The 18,612-nt window shown below is 72.1% G+C and carries 18 protein-coding genes; 6 read left to right on the top strand and 12 right to left on the bottom strand.

The window, feature by feature from the left end:
* Positions 1-31: 31 nt before the first annotated feature.
* The 3 genes from CLT74_RS24200 to CLT74_RS24190 form a co-directional block, all read right to left on the bottom strand.
* Positions 32-1,696, bottom strand: a complete 1,665-nt coding sequence (locus CLT74_RS24200; protein ID WP_099849133.1) for a fumarate hydratase — start codon at positions 1,694-1,696, stop codon at positions 32-34.
* Between the two features lie 216 nt (positions 1,697-1,912).
* Positions 1,913-3,349 (bottom strand): outer membrane protein assembly factor BamB family protein, encoded by a 1,437-nt coding sequence (locus CLT74_RS24195; protein WP_099852781.1) that lies wholly within the window; start codon positions 3,347-3,349, stop codon positions 1,913-1,915.
* 96 nt (positions 3,350-3,445) lie between these two features.
* The gene (locus CLT74_RS24190) at positions 3,446-4,735 is read right to left on the bottom strand and encodes an MFS transporter (RefSeq protein ID WP_099852778.1); all 1,290 of its coding nucleotides are present in this window, start codon (positions 4,733-4,735) and stop codon (positions 3,446-3,448) included.
* Positions 4,736-4,817: 82 nt separating this feature from the next.
* Here CLT74_RS24190 and CLT74_RS24185 point away from each other — a divergent pair, with 82 nt between their 5' ends.
* Complete coding sequence (locus CLT74_RS24185; RefSeq protein ID WP_099849131.1) at positions 4,818-5,804, top strand: winged helix-turn-helix domain-containing protein; 987 nt, start codon at positions 4,818-4,820, stop codon at positions 5,802-5,804.
* Between the two features lie 6 nt (positions 5,805-5,810).
* Here the strand turns inward: CLT74_RS24185 and CLT74_RS24180 are convergent, their stop codons facing one another.
* Positions 5,811-6,296: an Lrp/AsnC family transcriptional regulator gene (locus CLT74_RS24180; RefSeq protein ID WP_099849129.1), complete on the bottom strand. Its 486-nt coding sequence runs from the start codon at positions 6,294-6,296 to the stop codon at positions 5,811-5,813.
* Positions 6,297-6,438: 142 nt separating this feature from the next.
* On the opposite strand from CLT74_RS24180, the gene hppD reads away from it, so the two are divergent.
* The 4 genes from hppD to hisC all read left to right on the top strand — a co-directional run bounded on the left by hppD (position 6,439) and on the right by hisC (position 10,454).
* Positions 6,439-7,644, top strand: coding sequence for a 4-hydroxyphenylpyruvate dioxygenase (gene hppD / locus CLT74_RS24175; RefSeq protein ID WP_099849126.1), 1,206 nt, complete (start codon positions 6,439-6,441; stop codon positions 7,642-7,644).
* Between the two features lie 179 nt (positions 7,645-7,823).
* Complete coding sequence (locus CLT74_RS24170; protein ID WP_486582556.1) at positions 7,824-8,366, top strand: RDD family protein; 543 nt, start codon at positions 7,824-7,826, stop codon at positions 8,364-8,366.
* A gap of 22 nt (positions 8,367-8,388) precedes the next feature.
* Positions 8,389-9,357: an RDD family protein gene (locus CLT74_RS24165; RefSeq protein WP_099849120.1), complete on the top strand. Its 969-nt coding sequence runs from the start codon at positions 8,389-8,391 to the stop codon at positions 9,355-9,357.
* The gene (hisC, locus tag CLT74_RS24160) at positions 9,354-10,454 is read left to right on the top strand and encodes a histidinol-phosphate transaminase (RefSeq protein ID WP_099849117.1); all 1,101 of its coding nucleotides are present in this window, start codon (positions 9,354-9,356) and stop codon (positions 10,452-10,454) included. The genes CLT74_RS24165 and hisC overlap by 4 nt, the downstream gene beginning before the upstream one ends.
* Before the next feature lie 55 nt (positions 10,455-10,509).
* Here hisC and CLT74_RS24155 read toward each other — a convergent pair whose 3' ends face one another.
* The 8 genes from CLT74_RS24155 to CLT74_RS24120 all read right to left on the bottom strand — a co-directional run bounded on the left by CLT74_RS24155 (position 10,510) and on the right by CLT74_RS24120 (position 17,203).
* A complete protein-coding gene (locus tag CLT74_RS24155; protein WP_199172250.1) occupies positions 10,510-11,532 on the bottom strand; it encodes a hypothetical protein in 1,023 nt (340 codons plus the stop codon).
* A 94-nt stretch (positions 11,533-11,626) separates the two neighbouring features.
* Complete coding sequence (locus CLT74_RS24150; RefSeq protein ID WP_099849115.1) at positions 11,627-12,169, bottom strand: hypothetical protein; 543 nt, start codon at positions 12,167-12,169, stop codon at positions 11,627-11,629.
* A gap of 59 nt (positions 12,170-12,228) precedes the next feature.
* The gene (locus CLT74_RS24145; protein WP_486582555.1) at positions 12,229-12,756 is read right to left on the bottom strand and encodes a WxL domain-containing protein; all 528 of its coding nucleotides are present in this window, start codon (positions 12,754-12,756) and stop codon (positions 12,229-12,231) included.
* A 67-nt stretch (positions 12,757-12,823) separates the two neighbouring features.
* On the bottom strand, positions 12,824-14,071 hold the full coding sequence (locus CLT74_RS24140) for an outer membrane protein assembly factor BamB family protein (RefSeq protein ID WP_099849110.1): 1,248 nt from the start codon (positions 14,069-14,071) through the stop codon (positions 12,824-12,826).
* 107 nt (positions 14,072-14,178) lie between these two features.
* Positions 14,179-14,649, bottom strand: coding sequence for an SRPBCC family protein (locus tag CLT74_RS24135; RefSeq protein WP_099849107.1), 471 nt, complete (start codon positions 14,647-14,649; stop codon positions 14,179-14,181).
* A 91-nt stretch (positions 14,650-14,740) separates the two neighbouring features.
* Entirely contained in the window at positions 14,741-14,950 is a 210-nt protein-coding gene (locus CLT74_RS24130) for a DUF397 domain-containing protein (protein WP_099852772.1), read from the bottom strand.
* Between the two features lie 175 nt (positions 14,951-15,125).
* Positions 15,126-16,322, bottom strand: coding sequence for a fumarylacetoacetase (fahA, locus tag CLT74_RS24125; RefSeq protein ID WP_099849104.1), 1,197 nt, complete (start codon positions 16,320-16,322; stop codon positions 15,126-15,128).
* A gap of 14 nt (positions 16,323-16,336) precedes the next feature.
* A complete protein-coding gene (locus CLT74_RS24120; RefSeq protein WP_099849102.1) occupies positions 16,337-17,203 on the bottom strand; it encodes a hypothetical protein in 867 nt (288 codons plus the stop codon).
* Between the two features lie 78 nt (positions 17,204-17,281).
* Here CLT74_RS24120 and CLT74_RS24115 point away from each other — a divergent pair, with 78 nt between their 5' ends.
* Positions 17,282-18,448: a cupin domain-containing protein gene (locus tag CLT74_RS24115; RefSeq protein ID WP_099849099.1), complete on the top strand. Its 1,167-nt coding sequence runs from the start codon at positions 17,282-17,284 to the stop codon at positions 18,446-18,448.
* Positions 18,449-18,612 lie beyond the last annotated feature (164 nt).

The following is an 18,612-nucleotide window of genomic DNA, read 5'->3' as shown; positions in this document are numbered from 1 at the left end:
AAGCCCGGCGCCCCTCGTCATCCCGATGTGATCAGCGGCTGCCGATGGTGAGGACCGGCTTGGTGACCTCGGCGAAGAAGTCGTTGCCCTTGTCGTCGACGACGATGAAGGCGGGGAAGTCCTCGACCTCGATCTTCCAGACCGCCTCCATGCCCAGCTCGGCGTACTCCAGGACGTCGACCCGCTTGATGCAGTCCTGGGCGAGCCGGGCCGCCGGGCCACCGATCGAGCCGAGGTAGAACCCGCCGTGCTGCTCGCAGGAGCGGGTCACCTGCGCCGACCGGTTGCCCTTGGCCAGCATCACCATCGAGCCACCGGCGGCCTGGAACTTCGCCACGTACGCGTCCATCCGGCCGGCGGTGGTCGGGCCGAACGAGCCGGACGCGTAGCCCTCCGGGGTCTTCGCCGGCCCGGCGTAGTAGACGGCGTGATCGCGCAGGTACTGCGGCATCGGCTCGCCCGCGTCCAGCCGCTCGGCGATCTTCGCGTGGGCGATGTCCCGGGCCACCACCAGCGGTCCGCTCAACGACAGCCGGGTCTTCACCGGGTACTTGGACAGCTCGGCGCGGATCTCGTCCATCGGCCGGTTGAGGTCGACGCGGACCACCTCGGTGGTGTCGAGCTGCGCTTCGGTGACGTCCGGCAGGTAGCGGGCCGGGTCGGTTTCGAGTCGCTCCAGCCACACCCCCGACGGGGTGATCTTGGCGACCGCCTGCCGGTCCGCCGAGCAGGAGACGGCGATCGCCACCGGGCAGGACGCGCCGTGCCGGGGCAGCCGCACCACCCGCACGTCGTGGCAGAAGTAACGCCCGCCGAACTGCGCGCCGATGCCGAAGTTGCGGGTCAACTCCAGCACCTCGGCCTCCAGCTCCAGGTCCCGGAAGCCGTGCGCGGTCATCGAACCGGAGGTGGGCAGGGCGTCGAGGTACTTCGCGGAGGCGTACTTGGCGGTCTTGAGGGCGTACTCGGCGCTGGTGCCGCCGATCACCACCGCAAGGTGGTACGGCGGGCAGGCGGAGGTGCCGATCAGGCGCAGCTTCTCCTCCAGGAACTGCATCATCCGCGTCGGGTTCAGCAGCGCCTTCGTCTCCTGGTAGAGGTACGACTTGTTGGCCGAACCGCCGCCCTTCGCCATGAAGAGGAACTTGTACGCGTCCGGATGGCCGTCCGGGTCCTCGGCGTACAGCTCGACCTGAGCGGGCAGGTTGCTGCCGGTGTTGCGTTCCTCCCACATGGTGAGCGGGGCGAGTTGCGAGTAGCGCAGGTTCAACCTGGTGTACGCCTGCCAGACGCCGCGCGAGATCGCCTCGGCGTCGGAGCCGTCGGTGAGCACGTGCCGACCCCGCTTGCCCATCACGATCGCGGTGCCGGTGTCCTGGCACATCGGCAGCACCCCGCCAGCGGCGATGTTGGCGTTGCGCAGCAGGTCCAGGGCGACGAAGCGGTCGTTCGGGGAGGCCGCCGGGTCGTCGATGATCGACCGTAGCTGGGCCAGGTGCGCGGGCCGCAGGAAGTGCGCGATGTCGTGCATCGCCTCGGCAGTGAGCGCGGTCAGTGCGGCCGGCTCGACAGTCAGGAACCGGCGACCGCCCGGCCCGTTCACCACGTCGACGCCCTCGTCGGTGACCAGCCGGTACTCGGTCTGGTCCGGTCCGGTGGGCAGCAGCGGGGCGTACGCGAAGTCGGCACCGGTCACGACGACGCTCCGCTTCGTTCCGGGCCGCCGTGCGGCACCACCGCACCGGGCCGATGATTCGCTCGCTGCCGCTCGCGCACGGCGACACTCCGCTTCGCTCCGGGTCGCCGTGCGGCACCACCCGCACTGAGCTGATGATTCGCTCGCTGCCGCTCGCTCATGACGGCAAAGCCTAGGGCAGAAGGTTCGGTCCGTCCCACCCGCCGGGGGCCGCGATCATTTACCGGGGTCAGGGGCGGCACACAGCTCGTTCTTCGGACCGCAGCTGTCCTGGGGCTGCGGCACCGCACCGCTGCCGGCGGGCCCCGGGTTCGCCTCGTCGGCGTCACCCGGGGTACCACCGGCCGTCGCGCCGAAGCGGACGTACCCGATCTCCCGGCCCTCCCCGATCACCATGCCGGCGGGTCCGACGGCCAGGGCGTTCGCCGAGGTACGCAGCACAGCCAGTTCCCGCCCGGTTCGCGGATCGAGCGCGACCAGTCGGTTGGGTTTCTCATCGGTGACGATCGCCGCGTACGGGGTGAGGGCGGCGCCTGCCTTCCTGCCGGCCGGCCGGTTCCACCTCGTCCGCTCGGCGCCGAGTTCGCGGGCCGAGACGGTAGCCCCGTCGGCGGTGCGGACCAGCGCGTACCTGTCGTCCACCGCGAGCACCCGTTCGGCGTTGGCGGTGACCAGCAGCAGCCGCCCGTCGTACCCGTCGAGGACCGCCTCCCGACCGTCCGGCGAGACGCCGAGCAGCACGTTGCGGGCACCGTACGGGTCTTCCCGCTGCACGCAACCGGCACTGTCGGCGGTGCGGAGGTTGAGCCCCGTCTGCTGCCACGCCTCCTGGCCGGTGGCCGAGTCCCGACCGGAGATGGCGTAGTAGCAGGTACCGTCCTGCGAACGGGCGGTGATGCGCAGCAGTCGCCCGCCGATCACGGCGAGCCGCTCCTCCCGGCCGGGCTCGACGTTCTGGAGCACCCGCCCGGTGGCGGTGTCCACCACGTGCACCCGGCCGTCGACCGGGAAGCCGAGCAGCGGCGGTACCGCCTCCGGGCCGGCCACCTCACCGTCGATCCGGTTGCTGTCCAGTCGCCGGGTGTCGAGCAGGTTCGGGTTGTCGGCGAGCAGGCCGGTGCTCACTCCGGGCAGGAAGGCGGTCCACAGCGGAGTGGTGCCGCGCGGATCCCAGGCACTCAGGGTGCAGTCGGTTGCCTCCACGCAGCGCGCGTCAAGCAGCAGGTTGCGGTAGGTCCAGACGGCCACCGCGTCGTCGTCGCGGCGGCGGGTCACCCCGGTGGTGGGGTCGAGCACCTCGTACCCCTTGACCAGCAGCTTGCCCACGACGACCACGGCTTCCGGCCCGGCCCCGGTGACCGCGCTCCAGTCCGCCTTGCGCTCCCAGAGCTGGGTCCCGGCGGCCAGGCTGCGCGCCTCGACCCGGGTGCGCTGCTCGATCACGACGCTCTCCCCGGCAATGGTGACGCTGCGCGGGGTACCGCCGATACGCTGCTGCCAGACCACATCCGGCTGGGAGATCGGTTGGGGCCGGTTGACCCAGTCCCACATGGTGGGGAACGGGTTCCAGACTCCGGTAGCGGCCAGCACCACCACCGTGATCAGGCCGAGCAGGAGCCAGCTTCGTACGCCGAGGCCGCTCCCCTTCGCCACCGGAACACGGTAGCCATCCGCGCCGAGCACCGCCCGCACCGCCCCGCGTGTCGCGCCAGGAAGATCGCACCGGCCATCGCACCGACGGCGGTTGACTCAGCGGTCAGCGGACACCGTCGGAGCGGGCACGGTCGGCGTGGATTCCGCCGGGAGGGCCGGAGAGCGCCGGCCGCCGGGAGTGAGGACCGGCCACAGGGCCAGCGTCGCGACGAGCGAGGCAGCCCCGGCGCCCGCCATCACCACACCCGGGGCGAGCACCTCGCTCAGCGCGCCGGCCCCGGCGGCGGCCAGCCCCTGCGCCGCCATCATGCCGGTGCTGACCAGGCCGAACGCCTGCCCCCGACGGTTCTCGGGGACCGCGTCGAGGAACCGTCGGGCCAGCCCGAGCTGGTAGGCGAAACCCCCGGTGGCCACCGCGAACAGCGCCGCCGCGGGCAGCAGCGCCGGCCGGGCCAGAAACGCCAGCATGGGTACGCCCAACAGCAGGGCGAGCCACGGCGTCAAGAGTTCCCGTCGGGCCGGTGCGACGAACCGCCCCACCAGCAGGTCGCCGACGAGCATGCCGCCCGCACCGGCCATCAGCAGGACACCGGCGCTGGCCCCTGGGCCCAGGTCGGCCGCGTACGGCACCGCCACTCCCTCGGCACCGACCAGCAGCGACCCGGGCAGCCACTGGGCGAGCAGCAGCCCCCGGATCCGGCGGTCGGCCAGCAGGTGCCGGTTCACCCGCAGGGTCTCCCGGAACGCGCCGACCCTCGGGCCGCCGCCCGCCCGTCCAGCGCGTGCCGGGCGGCGGGTGACCCCGAAGCGCACAAGCAACGCGGAGAGGCCACAGGTCACCGCGGTCAGCCAGAGCGCGCCGTACGGCCCGACCAGGCTGAGCAACAGGCCACCGACGGCGAACCCGGCGACCTGTGTGCCCCCGGAGGCCACGGTGAGCAGCGAACGACCCAGCACGTAGGTGTCGCCGTGCAGCATCTCGGGCAGCAACGCGCTCCGCGAGGCGCTGCTCACCGGACCGAAGAGGGCCACCACGGCGACCAGGCCGAGCATCGCCGGCGGGGACAGCGCGCCCGTGGCGAGCACCACCACCATGGCCAGGCGCACCAGGTCGTACCCGACGATCAGGGCCCGACCCGGCCACCTGTCGGCGAGCGCCAGCAGGAACAGCCCACCCAGCGCGTGCGGCAGGAATCCGGTCACGTACGCGAGGGCGGCCAGCAGGCCGGAGCCGGTGCGCTCGTAGACGAGGACGGAGAGGGCCAGCATCTTCACCGTCTCGCCGATGATGAAGATGCCGTAGCTGGCGAAGAGCACCCGGAACTCGGCGACGGCGAAGACGTCCCGGAAGGTGGCCGGCCGGTCGACCACTTTCGGCGTGCTCATGCTGGTCTCGTTCACGCCAGCCAGCCTGGTGGCGGTTGCCGGACCCGCTCTATCCTTTCGCTGAAGAACGAAAGGTCAGGCGATGCGGATCGAGGTCACCCCGGCGGACGTGGCGGCCAGCCGGTACGCCATCTCACCGCTGGGCGAGGCGGTCTGGGCCCTGCGCGTCCACACCGGCCAGCACGCCGTGCCGGGCCTGGCCCCCTGGGTGGCCCGTACCCGACAGGCGTTCGAGCGGCTGCGCCGGGACCAGCCGGCGGTGGGCGCGCTGATGGCGCTGCTGCGCCGGGGCGGCTACAACGCCGACTTCATCCAGCCACCGCCGGACGGCATCGGCCGCAGCTTCGCCGACGAGTTGGCAGTGGTCCGGGCCACCCCGCTCGGGCAGGCTCGCGACGAGCTGACCCGCAACCTCGTCGGGCTGGGCACCCCACCGGCGTACGCTCGCCGGATCTACGACTCACCGGACGTCGTGGACCGGCTGGCCGACGCGATCGAGGCGTCCTGGGCCACCCTGGTGCAGCCGGACTGGCCGCGACTGCGGGCGGTGCTGGAACGGGACCTGGTGCATCGCGCGGGCCGCCTGCTCGCGTACGGCTGGGGGGCCGCCGTGTCGGACCTGGACCCGAGGCTGCGCTGGGTCTCCGGCGGCGGCCTCGGCGCGATCGAGGTGGCCGACCGCGACCCCCGCAGCTACTCCCTCGGCGGCCAGGGGCTGCTCTTCATCCCCACCGTCTTCGGCATGATGATCAACTACGTCGAGCCGCCCTGGCCGTTCGCGATCGTCTACCGCGCCTCCGGAGTGGCCGAACTGCTCGGCCCGCCCGACCCGGGCCGCCCCGAGGACGCGCTGGACCGGTTGGTCGGGCGGTCCCGCGCGGCGGTGCTGCGGGCGCTCGCGCTGCCCGCCACGACCAGCCAGCTCGTCGTGCAGCTCGGGATGAGCCTGGGCGGCGTCGGCGACCACCTGTCCGTACTGCGCGACGCCGGCCTGATCACCCGGGTCCGGTCCGGCCGGTCCGTGCGCTACCGCCGCACCCCGCTCGGCGACGCGCTGGCGGAGAACTGACGAGCATCACCGCACCGCCGAGCGCAGCAGCGGCAGGACGCGGTAGGGGATCTGCTCGGCGAGCGCGATGATCGTGGAGGCGCGGGTGATCCCCTCGTACGCCACGATCTGGTCGATCACCCGTTGCAGGTCGGTGTTGGAGCGGGCCACGATCCGACAGAGCAGATCTCCCGAGCCGGTGATGGTGTGCGCCTCCAGCACCTCGGGGATCGCCGCCAGGTGGCGGGTGACCGGGTCGTGCCCGTGCCGCTGGCTGATCTCCAGGGTGACGAAGCTGGTCACCGTGAAGCCGAGCGCGGCCGGGCCGAGATCCGGCCCGAACCCGGCGATGACCCCCCGCCCGACCAGCTTGTCGAGCCGCGCCTGGACGGTCCCCCGGGCCACGTGGAGCCGGCGCGAGCATTCCAGCACGCCGATCCGGGGTTCCTCGGCGAGCAGCTCGATGAGTCGCACATCCAGCTCGTCGAGCTGGGCAACCTGACCAGTGTTCATGCGTGAACACCATACCGTTTGTGCAACCTGACCAGCGTAGGCGGAGAGGGTTGCCCAGTACGCCGGGTCACCGCGATGCTCGGCACAGCAGCACACGATCCCGTCGGCCCACCAGGCCGGGCGGTACGCGAGGGAGGCCACCATGACCCAGGCGATCGACCGACCCCAGTCGACCGAGGAGGTGGACGTCGACGCCCTCGTCGGCGCCGTCGACCACGACACCAGCGAGGACCCGTTCCCGGTCAAGGGCCTCGACCACGTGCGTTTCCTGGTGGGCAACGCCAAGCAGGCCGCGCACTACTACTCGACCGCCTTCGGCATGACCTGTGTGGCGTACCGGGGACCGGAGCAGGGCTACCGCGACCACGCCGAGTACGTGCTGACCAGCGGATCGGCCCGGTTCGTGCTCACCGGCGCGGTACGCCCCGACGCCGAGGGGGCCGAGCACGTCGCCCGGCACAGCGACGGGGTCAGCGACATCGCGCTTGAGGTGCCCGACGTCGACGCCGCGTACGCGCACGCCACCGCGCAGGGCGCGACCGGCCTGGTGGAGCCGCACGACGTGACCGACGAGCACGGGAGCGTACGGCTGGCCGCCATCGCCACCTACGGCGACACCCGGCACACGCTCGTGGACCGGTCCCGCTACCAGGGCCCGTTCCTGCCCGGCTTCGCCACCCGGGGTCCGATCGTGGACCGGCAGCCGATGATCGACGCCGGGATCCAGCCGAAGCGCTTCTTCCAGGCGGTCGACCACGTGGTCGGCAACGTCGAGCTGGGCCGGATGGACGAGTGGGTCGAGTTCTACCGCCGGGTCATGGGCTTCACCAACATGGCCGAGTTCATCGGCGACGACATCGCCACCGACTACTCGGCGCTGATGAGCAAGGTCGTGGCGAACGGCACCCGCAAGGTGAAGTTCCCGCTCAACGAGCCGGCCATCGCCAAGAAGAAGTCGCAGATCGACGAGTACCTGGAGTTCTACCAGGGCCCGGGTGCCCAGCATATCGCCGTGGCCACGAACGACATTCTGGCCAGCGTCGACGCGATGCGGGCGGCCGGCGTCGACTTCCTCGAAACCCCGGACTCGTACTACGACGACCCGGAGCTGCGGGCCCGGATCGGTGAGGTACGCGTACCGATCGAGGAACTCAAGTCCCGCAAGATCCTGGTGGACCGGGACGAGGACGGCTACCTGCTGCAGATTTTCACCAAGCCGGTGCAGGACCGTCCGACCGTCTTCTTCGAGCTGATCGAGCGGCACGGCTCGCTCGGCTTCGGCAAGGGCAACTTCAAGGCCCTCTTCGAGGCCATCGAGCGGGAGCAGGAGAAGCGCGGCAACCTGTAACACTGTCGAGCGTGACCCAGCCTCCCGTGCTTCCGACGCCGGCCGGCGGGCCTGTGCCCCCGGCCGGCGGTGCCGTGCCGCCGACGGGCCAGCCGCATCCGATCCCGCCACAGTTCGCCCCGCCCAGCCCGGCATCGCCAGGGTGGGCACCCGGACCTCCGCCCCCGGGTTGGGGCCCGGTGCAGCCCCCGGTGCTCGGCCCGGGCGGGCAGCCGCTGGCGAGCTTCGGTGACCGGCTGCTGGCGTACCTGATCGACACGGCGATCGCGACCGGAGTCCTGATGGTGCTCCTCGTACCGGTCTTCCTGTTTTTCTCGTGGCGGGTACTCTCCACGCTCAGCTGGACCAACCCGGACGGCACACCCGCCGAGCCGGACCTGGCCACGATGTTCACCGATCTCGTGCTGCCGATGCTGGTGCTACAGGCCGGGCTGATCGTGCTGTTGCTGGGGCTGTACTGGCTCTATCACGTCGAATATCTCAAGCGCACCGGACAGACCTTCGGCAAGAAGGCGATGAAGCTGCGCGTGGTCTCCCTCGACCCGACCCGCACCCTGGACCGTCGGATGGCCGGCAAGCGGTACCTCGTGCAGTTCGTCGGCGGGTCCCTGGTGCCCGGCGGCAGTTACGTCGACGGCCTCTGGCAGTTGTGGGACAAGCCCTGGCAGCAGTGCCTCCACGACAAGTTCGCCGGGACCGTCGTCGTTAAGGTGTCGAGGTGAACGAGCGCAGCGAGGCCGTGACGTGAGCGTGGCACCCGGTTGGTACGTCGACCCCGCCGACCCGGAAACCCGCAGGTACTGGGACGGCGAGGGCTGGATCGGCGCGCCCATCCCGGTGGACGCGACGCCGCCTGAGGGCCCACCCCCGCCCGAGCCCGAGCCGTCGCCGGAGCCCACCTCCCCGGCGTCCGCCTCGGCACCGCCCGCAACCGACCTGCCGTCCGGCGGCACCCCGCCGGCCACCTGGCCGCAAGGCCCGCCGACCGGGCAGCCGGGCGGCGGAACGCCACCGGGTTGGCCCGGCGGTCAGGGGCATGCGAGCGCGCCGCCGACCTGGCCGACAGGTGACCCGTCGCAGGGGCCGCCGCCCGGCTGGCCGTACCCGACCTGGCCCGGGCGACCGCCGGCACCCCGTCCGCACGGGATGCCGCTTGCCCCATTCGGTGCCCGGCTGGCTGCCCGGCTTATCGACTTCGGCATCGTCTTCGCGCTCAACGCCCTGGTCAACGGCTGGTTCGTCTGGCGCTACCTCCAGGAACTCTCCGCACCACTCGACGAGTTCTGGCGTCGGGTGCAGGACCAGGACCGCACCTCCGACCCGCTGCCCGCCGCCGGTGATCAGGCCGGCGCGCTCGTGGTGACGATCCTGCTCATCGCCACCTCGCTCTGGCTGGCGTACGAGGTGCCGTCGATGGCCGCCCGCGGGCAGACCTTCGGCAAGCGGCTGTTGCGCGTCCGGGCGGTACCTGTCGAGGCGGACGCGCCACTCGGCTTCGGCCGGGCGCTGCGCCGCTGGAACACCCTCGGCCTGCCCACGCTGCTGTGGTACTGCTGCGGTCTCGGCCTGCTGCTCCAGTTGATCGACGCGCTCTCACCGCTCTTCGACCATCCGCTACGGCAGGCGCTGCACGACAAGCGGGCGCAGACCGTTGTGGTTCGGCTTCCACGTACCCCCGACGACCCCGCCAACCCTCCGGGAGAGACCAGATGACCGACGGACGACACCAGGCGGCGGTACGGCTGACCCGCGCCGACCTGGACGCGCTGCCCAACTACGTGCCCGGACGCAGCCCGGCCGACCTGGCCCGTGAGCTGGGCCTGCCCGAAGCCATCAAGCTGGCCAGCAACGAGGTGCCGTACGGCCCGCTGCCCGGTGTGGTGGAGGCGGTAGCCGAGGCCGTCGCCGGGGTGCACCGCTACCCGGACATGGGCGTGGTGGCGCTCCGCCAGGCGCTCGCCGAGCGGTACGGGGTGGACGCCGACCGGGTGGCGACCGGCTGCGGCTCGGTGGCGCTGGCCGAGCACCTGGTGCGCGCCACCTGCCTGCCCGGCGACGAACTCGTCTACTCGTGGCGCTCGTTCGAGGCGTACCCGATCATCGCGGCGACCAGCGGTGCGACGAGCGTGCAGGTGCCGAACGACGCCGGGCACGGGCACGACCTGACGGCGATGGCCGCGGCGGTGACCGACCGCACCCGGATGATCCTGGTCTGCAACCCCAACAACCCGACCGGCACCGCCGTACGCCGCGCCGAGCTGGACCGATTCCTCGACGCCGTACCTGACGACGTGCTTGTGGTGATCGACGAGGCGTACCGGGAGTTCGTCACCGACCCGGAGGTGCCGGACGGGCTGAGCTACGCCGACCGGCCGAACGTGGCGGTGCTGCGCACCCTGTCCAAGGCGTGGGGGCTGGCCGGCCTGCGGATCGGCTTCCTGGTCGCGCAGCCGCAGGTGGCCGCGGCGGTCCGCAAGGTCGTCACGCCGTTCTCGACGAGTATGGCCGCCCAGGCGGGCGCGTTGGCCGCCCTGGCTCAGGCCGACGAGGTGCGTCGGCGGTGCGCGTTGGTGGTGGCCGAACGCGAACGCGTGAGCGAGGCCGTGAGCAAGCTCGTCCCCGGCGTACCGGCCAGCCAGTCGAACTTCGTCTGGCTGCCGCTGGGCGACCGGTCGGTGGCGTTCGGCAAGGCGTGCGAGTCGCGGGGTGTGATCGTCCGCCCGTTCCCCGGTGACGGGGTGCGGGTCACCATCGGTACGCCGGCCGAGAACGACACCTTTCTGGCGGCGGCCGAGAAAGCACTGGGCTGATCCAGGGCCGTACCGGGCCGGTCCGCCATCCCCCAGCGGACCGGCCCGGAGTCTGCTACCCCTGCGGCACCGGCTCGCGGTGCTGCGCCCGCCGCCGGTACGCGAAGCCGAACAGCAGCGCCAGCACCAGCCCCGAGGCGACCAGCCCACCGGCCAGCACGGTGCTCGACCGGTCGGCATCGGCCGCCGCCGGAACTGTCGTACCGCCGAAGCTGACCGTGCCGCTGGCACTGCGTTTCGTCCAGCCGCTGGCCAGGTCGAGCTTTCCTGACCAGGGCCCGTCGGGCAGGCGGGAATCCAGCGCGACGCGGACGGTGGTGCTGCCGCCGAGCGGGAGCGTCGCGGCCTCGACCCGGACCGGATCGGTGGAGAGACCGCCCGGCCCGTCGGCGAGCCGAAGCTCGCCGGCCAGATCGAGTGCCCGCTGCCCGGTGTTGCGCACGTCGGCGGTGACGATCGGCGTGCCGTCGGGCTCCCGGAGGCCGGTCAGCGGCCCAATCTCGAAGCCGGACGGCGGCTCCCCACCCGGACCCACCGAGAGGTAGACCCGGATGCCGGCGCGACCCACGTTGCGGATCTGCTGGCCGTCGGTGCCGGAGATCTCGGCCCAGACCACCCCGTACCGCTCACCGGCTTCGGCGGCGCGCGGCACCCGGATGGTGACAAGTGCCTCCGCCTCCTCACCGGCGGCCAGCGCCTCCTCGCCGGGCTCCACTTTGATCCAGCTGCTCAGCTCGTTCTCGGTCCGGTCCGGCGCGATGACGAAACCCTTCTTTGTCACCGCTGCCGCGGCGGCGTAGAGCGCAACCTTGCGCTGGACCTCCGAGGAGTTCTTGAACACGATGCGTCGCTTGATCGTGGTGCCGGGCTTGACGTGGTCGACGATGTACTTGTGCGCCCGGGAGTCGTCGCGGCGGTTCAGCGGCGCGTCGAGCAGGCGCACCCCGACCGAGACGGCAGGGCCGCTGGGGCTCGGTGACGCACTGCCGGTCGGCTGCGGCGACTTGGATCGACCGTCCCGACGGTCGGCCGCCGGCAGGTCGACGACATCGGGTGGAGCCGGTTCGACGCGTGCCACCGCGCGGGGCACCGGCGCCGCCCCGGGCGCGGCAGACGCCGGCGCCCCGGCCGTGACCAGGACGGCCACGGCCAGGGCGAGGGCGCTGACACGGTCATGACACCGAATGGGTGATCACCCCCGAGTAGGTGCCGCCGACCGCACCGCCCGGAATGGTGATCCGGATGTCCGGTGCCCAGGTCGCGGAGTTGTTGCCGGAGCCGGAGGTCTTGGAGAAGGCGACCCGGGGCAGGTTCAGGGTCACCGCGTCGGACTGGGTGGGCTGGCCGGGGACGAAGGTGCCGGTGCCGGTCGTCGAGATCGCTCCGCCGGACCAGTACTCGACGAGGTTCGGCAGGATGGTCTCCTCGGGCGCACCACTGCCGGTGGTGAAGGCACTGCTGCTCACCGTGGCCGTCCAGGTGGCGTTGAGCGCCGCCCGGCTGTCGGTGACCGTGACGTTGCCGATCTCACCGGTGATGCTGGAGCCGGCGAACGCCGCCCCGAGGTTCACTGCCGGTGGGACGGCGATGTCCAGGTTGGCGGTGGAGACCGTGAAGGTCACGATGGTGTCGCCGGACGGCGCAGCGGCGGCGGGGGCCGCCAGGGCCACCACGGTGGCCGCGGCGGCGGTCAGGGTAAGAAGTGGCTTCCTCATGTCGATGACGCTAAAGCGGACAGCGGGCCCGGGTGACGGCTTCTTGGACAAATACCTCATTAGGCGACAGAGTGGGTGATCGTGCCCGTGTAGACGCCGGCGATGATGCCGTTCGGCACGACGATGCGGACGCTCGGGGTCCAGGCGACCCGGTTGTTACCGTTGCCGGAGGTCTTCCGGAAGGCTTCCCGGGTGACGTTCAGGGCCACCGCCTGCGCCTGGGTGGGCTGGCCGGGCACCAGCGTGCCGCCGCCGGTGCTCTGCACCGCCGGCCCTGACCAGTAGGACACCGCGGCGTTGGAGATGGTCCGCTGTGCCCCACCCCCGCCGGTGGTGAAAATCGTGGCGGAGACGGTCGCCACCCAGGTGTTCGGGTTGGTCGGGCCGCGAACGTCGGTGACCTCGACCCGACCCAGCGACCCGGTCAGTACCCCGCCGGTGAAGGCGGTGCCGAGGTTGACGGCGGCCGGCACGGTGATGTCGACCCCGACGGTCTTGACCAGCCGGACCGTCCTCCCGACCGGGGCGGCGGCCTCCGCCGGAGCGGCGGCGACGAAGACGACGATCACGCCCGTCAGGGCTGCCAAGAAGCGCACAGTGAGACTATAAGTAACTTATGTCCGTTTTGTCGAGCAGGTGGCCCGTCCCGACCCTTCAGGTCGCGGCGACGATGAGCGCTTCGGGGGTGAGGTAGTACCGCTGGTCGTCAGCGTCGGGATCGACAGGCCGGCGCAGCCGTTCCACCACCACGTACCCGTCGGCGGCGTATGCGTCACCAGGTGCCCATCCGATGCCGTCGGAGCCGATGTCGAGGACGAACCCGGACAGTCGCGCACCGGTGGCCGGGTCCAGCGTGACGAGTTCGTTCGCCTCGGTCAGCACGTGCACCCGACCGGGCTGGACGGCGATCACCCGCCCCGGACCGACCTCGACCCGCCAGCGCTCCGCACCGCCGGGCACGGCCCGGCCGACGAGCACCCCACCGACCACGCTCACCGCCGTCCCGTCGACAAGTTCGGTGGCCGTGCCGTCCAGAACCGGCGCCCGGACCGGTTCTGCCGGGCCGAGCAGCCAGCTTTGCGCGGACGCGTCCCCGGGCCCGGCGGTCCGCAGCGCGGCACAGCCGACGCCGCCGGGCTCGCAGCCGAGCAGCGTCGCCGTCAGCTCGCCACCGGCATCCGGCGGTCGCCACCTGGCCGTCACCACGCCCGTCGCGGCGTCCCGGAACTCGACCACCACCGGGCCGTCGCAGTCGTCAACGGTCAGCAGCCGGCCACCGGAGCCGCTGCCCACCGGCTCGCGGCAACCGGAACCCACAGCCGCCCGCCACAGCTGCCCACCGTCGGCCAGGTCGACGGCACGGACCTCACCGTCGCCGGAGCTGACGACCACGTGGCGGCCGTCGGCGGTCCGGCTCACCACGAGACCACCCGGCCGCCAGACGACAGCTGTGCCGGTGCGCCGAGTTGTCCGCTCCGCCGCCGGCTCCGGCCCGGCCGACCGCCAGGCGACCCGACCGGTACGCGCGTCGAGCGCCACCAGTTGCCCATCCGACCAGCGGCTCACCACTGTCGTGCCGCTCGTCACCACCGCGTCCAGGCTCGCCGGCCAACGCCGGAAGGACCAGTACGGGGTGCGCCGGCTGCGACCGTCGACCGGCTGGTCGGCATAGACCTGCCGAGGCGCGGCGTACACCCGCAGCCGGCCGTCGATGATCAGCGGAGCGACCGGCAGACGCCCGGTCACCCCGGGAGCCGGCATGCTCCGCGCCGGGTAGTCGCCCCGAGCGGGGGTGCTCACCTCGGCCGGTGCCAGGACCCGGTACGCGATGACCCCGACAGCCGCGGCGACACCCACCGCCGCCACCGCCGCCACGATCCGCCGCCGACCTGCCCACCCCATGCCGCACCTCCGCACGGCACCCTACCCAGCCGCCTCGGGGCGCGTCCTCGCCCCCGAGCGCCCGCCGCCCGGCATGGGCCGGGACGCACAGCGGGGTGGGTGCCGGGTCAGGCGACTTCGGCGCGACGGGCACCGGCTGCGGCGGCCAGCGCGGCGAGGTCCTGCCGCAACACCTGCTCGGCCGCCCGCACGGCCAGGCCACCGAGCAGCAACGCGAGCGCCCGGCCGGTCGTCGCGGCCGGCTGGGCCCGCACCGTCACCGTCACCGAGGTGTGACGACGCCCGCGACGACGGGCGTCCCGGAGCGTCCAGGCGATCCGGTAGTCGACGCCGTCACCCGGCGAGCCGAGGACCAGCCGCCGGGGCGGCTCGGCGGCCAGCACGACGAACTCCTCGGAAACCGTGCCACCGCCCGGTCGGGTCCGGGTCTCACGCCAGGACGTACCCGGGCCGAACCCGCCGGGCGTCAGCAGGTGCACCGGCCGACCGCCAGACCTGGGCCGGGTCAGGTCGGTGAGCACCCGCCAGCAGTCGGCCGCCGGCACCGCGACCAGACCGTGGACCGCAACAGTCGACATGCCACCTCCCGTGGCACCGACGGTACGCGGCGTGAACGTGGCTCGGGGTCCCCGATCGGAGAACCACCCCGCCGGAGACCCCCTGCGGGCGTCAGCCGACGAAGCGGCCGGCCCGGATCGCGTCGACGAATGCGGTCCAGCCCGGCGGGCTCACCACCAGCACCGGTCCGGCCTGGTCCTTCGAGTCGCGTATGCCCACCACACCGTGGACACCTGCGAGGTTGTCGGCCACCTCGACGCAGAGGCCCTGGTCGTTGGAGCGGCTGCTGGTGCGCCAGACCGCGTCCACGAGATCGTGCATCGTCGTCATCTCCCTCAGTTTCGACGTTCCGCCAGCCGGGGCCGGGCCGACCGGAAACGGGGGGCACCGGTCGACCCGGCGCGGCATGGCGACGGAATTCCGAGGCGATCAACGAAGACGGTGACGGTCTTTGATCGCACCCGCTGTGCGATCAAGGACAGCTGTCGGGTTCAGGTCAGTTCGCTGGCAGGACAGTGCCCGTGACCTCGCCCAACGTGAGGGTGGTGCCGTCCGGGCCGAGTGCGGTGGCGGTGATCGTCACCGTGTCACCGTCGGCGAGGAAGGTACGTTCGGTCCCGCCCACGGTGACCGGCTCGGTGCCGCCCCAGCTGAGTTCCAGGAACGAGCCGACCTGGTCCCGGCGGGGGCCGGAGACGGTGCCGGAGGCGTAGAGGTCGCCGGTGCGCAGCGCGGCACCGTTGACGGTGAGGTGCGCCAACTGCTGGGCCGGGGTCCAGTACATGCCGGCGAAGGGTGGCTCACTCACCGGCTCCCCGTTCCAGATCACCGTCAGCCGCAGGTCCAGCCCCAGGTGTGGTTCGCACCGCAGATAGTCCGCCACCGGCGGATCCTGCTCCGGGCCGGCGACGAACGCGTGCCGCAGGGCGTCAAGCGGGGTGACCCAGGCAGCCACCGAGGTGGCGAACGACTTGCCCAGGAACGGCCCGAGCGGCTGGTACTCCCAGGCCTGGATGTCCCGCGCCGACCAGTCGTTGACGAGCACGACACCGAAGACGTGGTCGGCGAAGTCGGCGGCGGCCACCCGGCGGCCGAGCGGGCTCGGTACGCCGACCACGAACCCGACTTCGGCCTCGATGTCCAGCCGCGCCGAGGGACCGAATGTCGGCCCCTCGGAGCTGGGCCGCTGCCCCTGTGGTCGGACCACCGGGGTGCCGGAGACCACCACCGTGCCGGCCCGGCCGTGGTAGCCGATCGGCAGGTGTTTCCAGTTCGGCAGCAGCGGCGGCTGGCCGGGACGGAAGATCAGGCCGACGTTCGACGCGTGGTGTTCCGAGGAGTAGAAGTCGACGTAGTCGGCGACCTCGAAGGGCAGCTCCATCCGCACCTGTGCCAGCGGCACGAGCAGCGGCTCCACCGCCGCCCGATGCGCCGGGTCGGTGAGCAGCTCGGCGATCCGATCCCGTACGGCGGTCCACTGCGGACGGCCCAGCGCAAGGAACGAGTTGAGCGTCGACTGACGCAGCGCACCGCCGGCCAGCACCAGCTCGGCGGCCTCCGCGCCGGCCAGGTCCAGGACCAGGTCGCCGACCCGTACGCCGATGCGCGGCTCGGCGTCGCCCACCCGGAACACCCCGTACGGCAGGTGGTGCACCCCGTACCCGGAACCCGCCGCACCCGGCACCCAGCTCACTGGCTGACTCTCGCTCATGACTCGACGCCTCCGTTCACCAGCCCGAGCCGGATCAGATCGGTTAGTGGTTCCACGATGCTGCACGACCCGAACCCCACCCACAGCGGGCGCGCCGAGTCGTGCCGACCGTCGACCGCCTGGACCAGCGGCCGCTCGTCGCGGACGGTGAGCAGCTCGGCGACGGCACCGACGGTCGCCCCGTCGGCGGCGGCCAGGGTCGCGGCGAGCACGTTGCCGAATCCGTGGTGGGTGAAGCCGGTCTCCGGGTCCACGTGCCGGACCGCGTGGTGCAGCCCGGCGGTCAGCTTGAACGGCAGTTCCCGGTCCCGGCAGGCGCAGATCACCGCGGCCAGTTCGGCAGGTGTGGGGAACAGTTCGGCGGCCAGCCCACCGGTGCGGAACTTGGCGGCGACAGGCACGCCGCGGGCACGTGCGTCAGCGAGGGTGTCCAGCGCGCCCATCAGGCCGAAGGTGAGCGGGATTTCCGCGTAGACGGGGACGCCGTCCAGCCGCTCGGCGAGCTTCACCAGCTCGGCGAGCCCAGGTTGCGAATCCTCGCCCCGGCGGGCGACCGGCGCCTCGATCTGCCGGGCGGTCACCCCGAGCGGAGGCAGGAACGACAGCGCGACGGGCAGCCTGTCGAGCCCGGTGTCACCGATCAGCCCGATCGCGACGTTCTCCGCCGGGTCGACCAGACCGCTCAGCTCGCCCGCCGTGATCGTCGAGGCGGGCAGCAGCAGCGGGCCGACCAGGTCGGCGTACCACGCGGTGCGGTGCCGCCGGTGGGCGGTCACGGCGTCCGGCAGCGGCGCACTGCCGGGCGGAAAGACCGCGGCGTCGTCGACCAGGCCAGCGACAAGAGTGGGCAGCTGCGTTGACACGAGACAAGAATGTACGGGACGCTTCAAGAAGCGGACAACAGCGTCCGGTTATCGGACGCAGCGGACCGGGAGGGCGAGATGCCGTACTACCGCAGCGTCGGCGAGCTGCCACGTAAGCGCCACACCCAGTTCCGGCAGCCGGACGGCAGCCTCTACACCGAGGAGCTGATGGGCCAGGAGGGCTTTTCCTCCGACTCCTCCCTGCTCTACCACCGTTACGCTCCGACCGCGATCGTCGCCGCCGAGGAGTTCACCCCGCCGGCCGTGACCCGGGCGCCCAATCTGCCGCTCAAGCCCCGTCACCTGCGTACCCACAAGCTCGACGGGACCGGCGCGGACCCGATCCTCGGCCGGCGGTACCTGCTCGCCAACGACGACGTGCGGATCGCCTACGTGCTGGCCGACCGCCCGTCCCCGCTGTTCCGCGACGCCACCGGCGACCAGTGCCTCTACGTCGAGGCGGGCACCCTGCGGGTCGAGTCGACGTTCGGTGTGCTCGACGCGGTGCCCGGCGACTACGTCATCATCCCGACCTCGACGGTGCACCGGCTGGTACCCACCGGAGACGCCCCGACCCGGCTGCTCGCCGTGGAGGCGTCCGGGCACATCGGCCCGCCCAAGCGCTACCTCTCCGTACGCGGACAGTTCCTGGAACACTCGCCGTACTGCGAGCGCGACGTCCGGGGGCCGGACACCCCGCTGCTCGTCGACGGCACCGACGTCGAGGTGCTGGTCCGCCACCGACGCGGCTGGACCCGGCACGTTTACGCCAACCACCCGTTCGACGTGGTCGGCTGGGACGGGCACCTCTACCCCTGGGCGTTCTCCATCCACGACTTCGAACCGATCACCGGCCGGATCCACCAGCCGCCACCTGTGCACCAGACCTTCGCCGGCCCGAATTTCGTGATCTGCTCGTTCGTTCCCCGCAAGGTCGACTACCACCCGGACGCCATTCCGGTGCCCTACCACCACCACAACGTCGACTCCGACGAGATGCTCTTCTACACCGGGGGCAACTACGAGGCGCGGCGCGGCTCCGGCATCGAGCAGGGCTCCATCTCGCTGCACCCGTCCGGCTTCACCCACGGACCGCAGCCAGGCGCGGCGGAACGCTCCATCGGCGTGGACTTCTTCGACGAACTGGCGGTCATGGTCGACACCTTCCGCCCGCTCGACCTCTGCGACGCGGCGGCCGAGTGCGAAGACGACGGGTACGCCTGGACCTGGGCGCGCCGCCCCTGAGGTCGCGCCGTGGCGCGACCCTGCGGAGCCCGGCTGTCGTCGGTCAGGCGACCGGCCTGCCGACGATCGCCAACCGGGCGGCGGTGGCTACCGCGATGGCCAGGACCAGTGGCCACGGGCTGCCGGTCAGGGCGTAGAGCAGGATCAGCACCGGCGCGGCGGCG

It is taken from the genome of Verrucosispora sp. CNZ293 (assembly GCF_002754655.1).
Note: the sequence above shows the minus strand (reverse complement) of the source record. Positions and strands in the feature narration are given on the sequence as shown.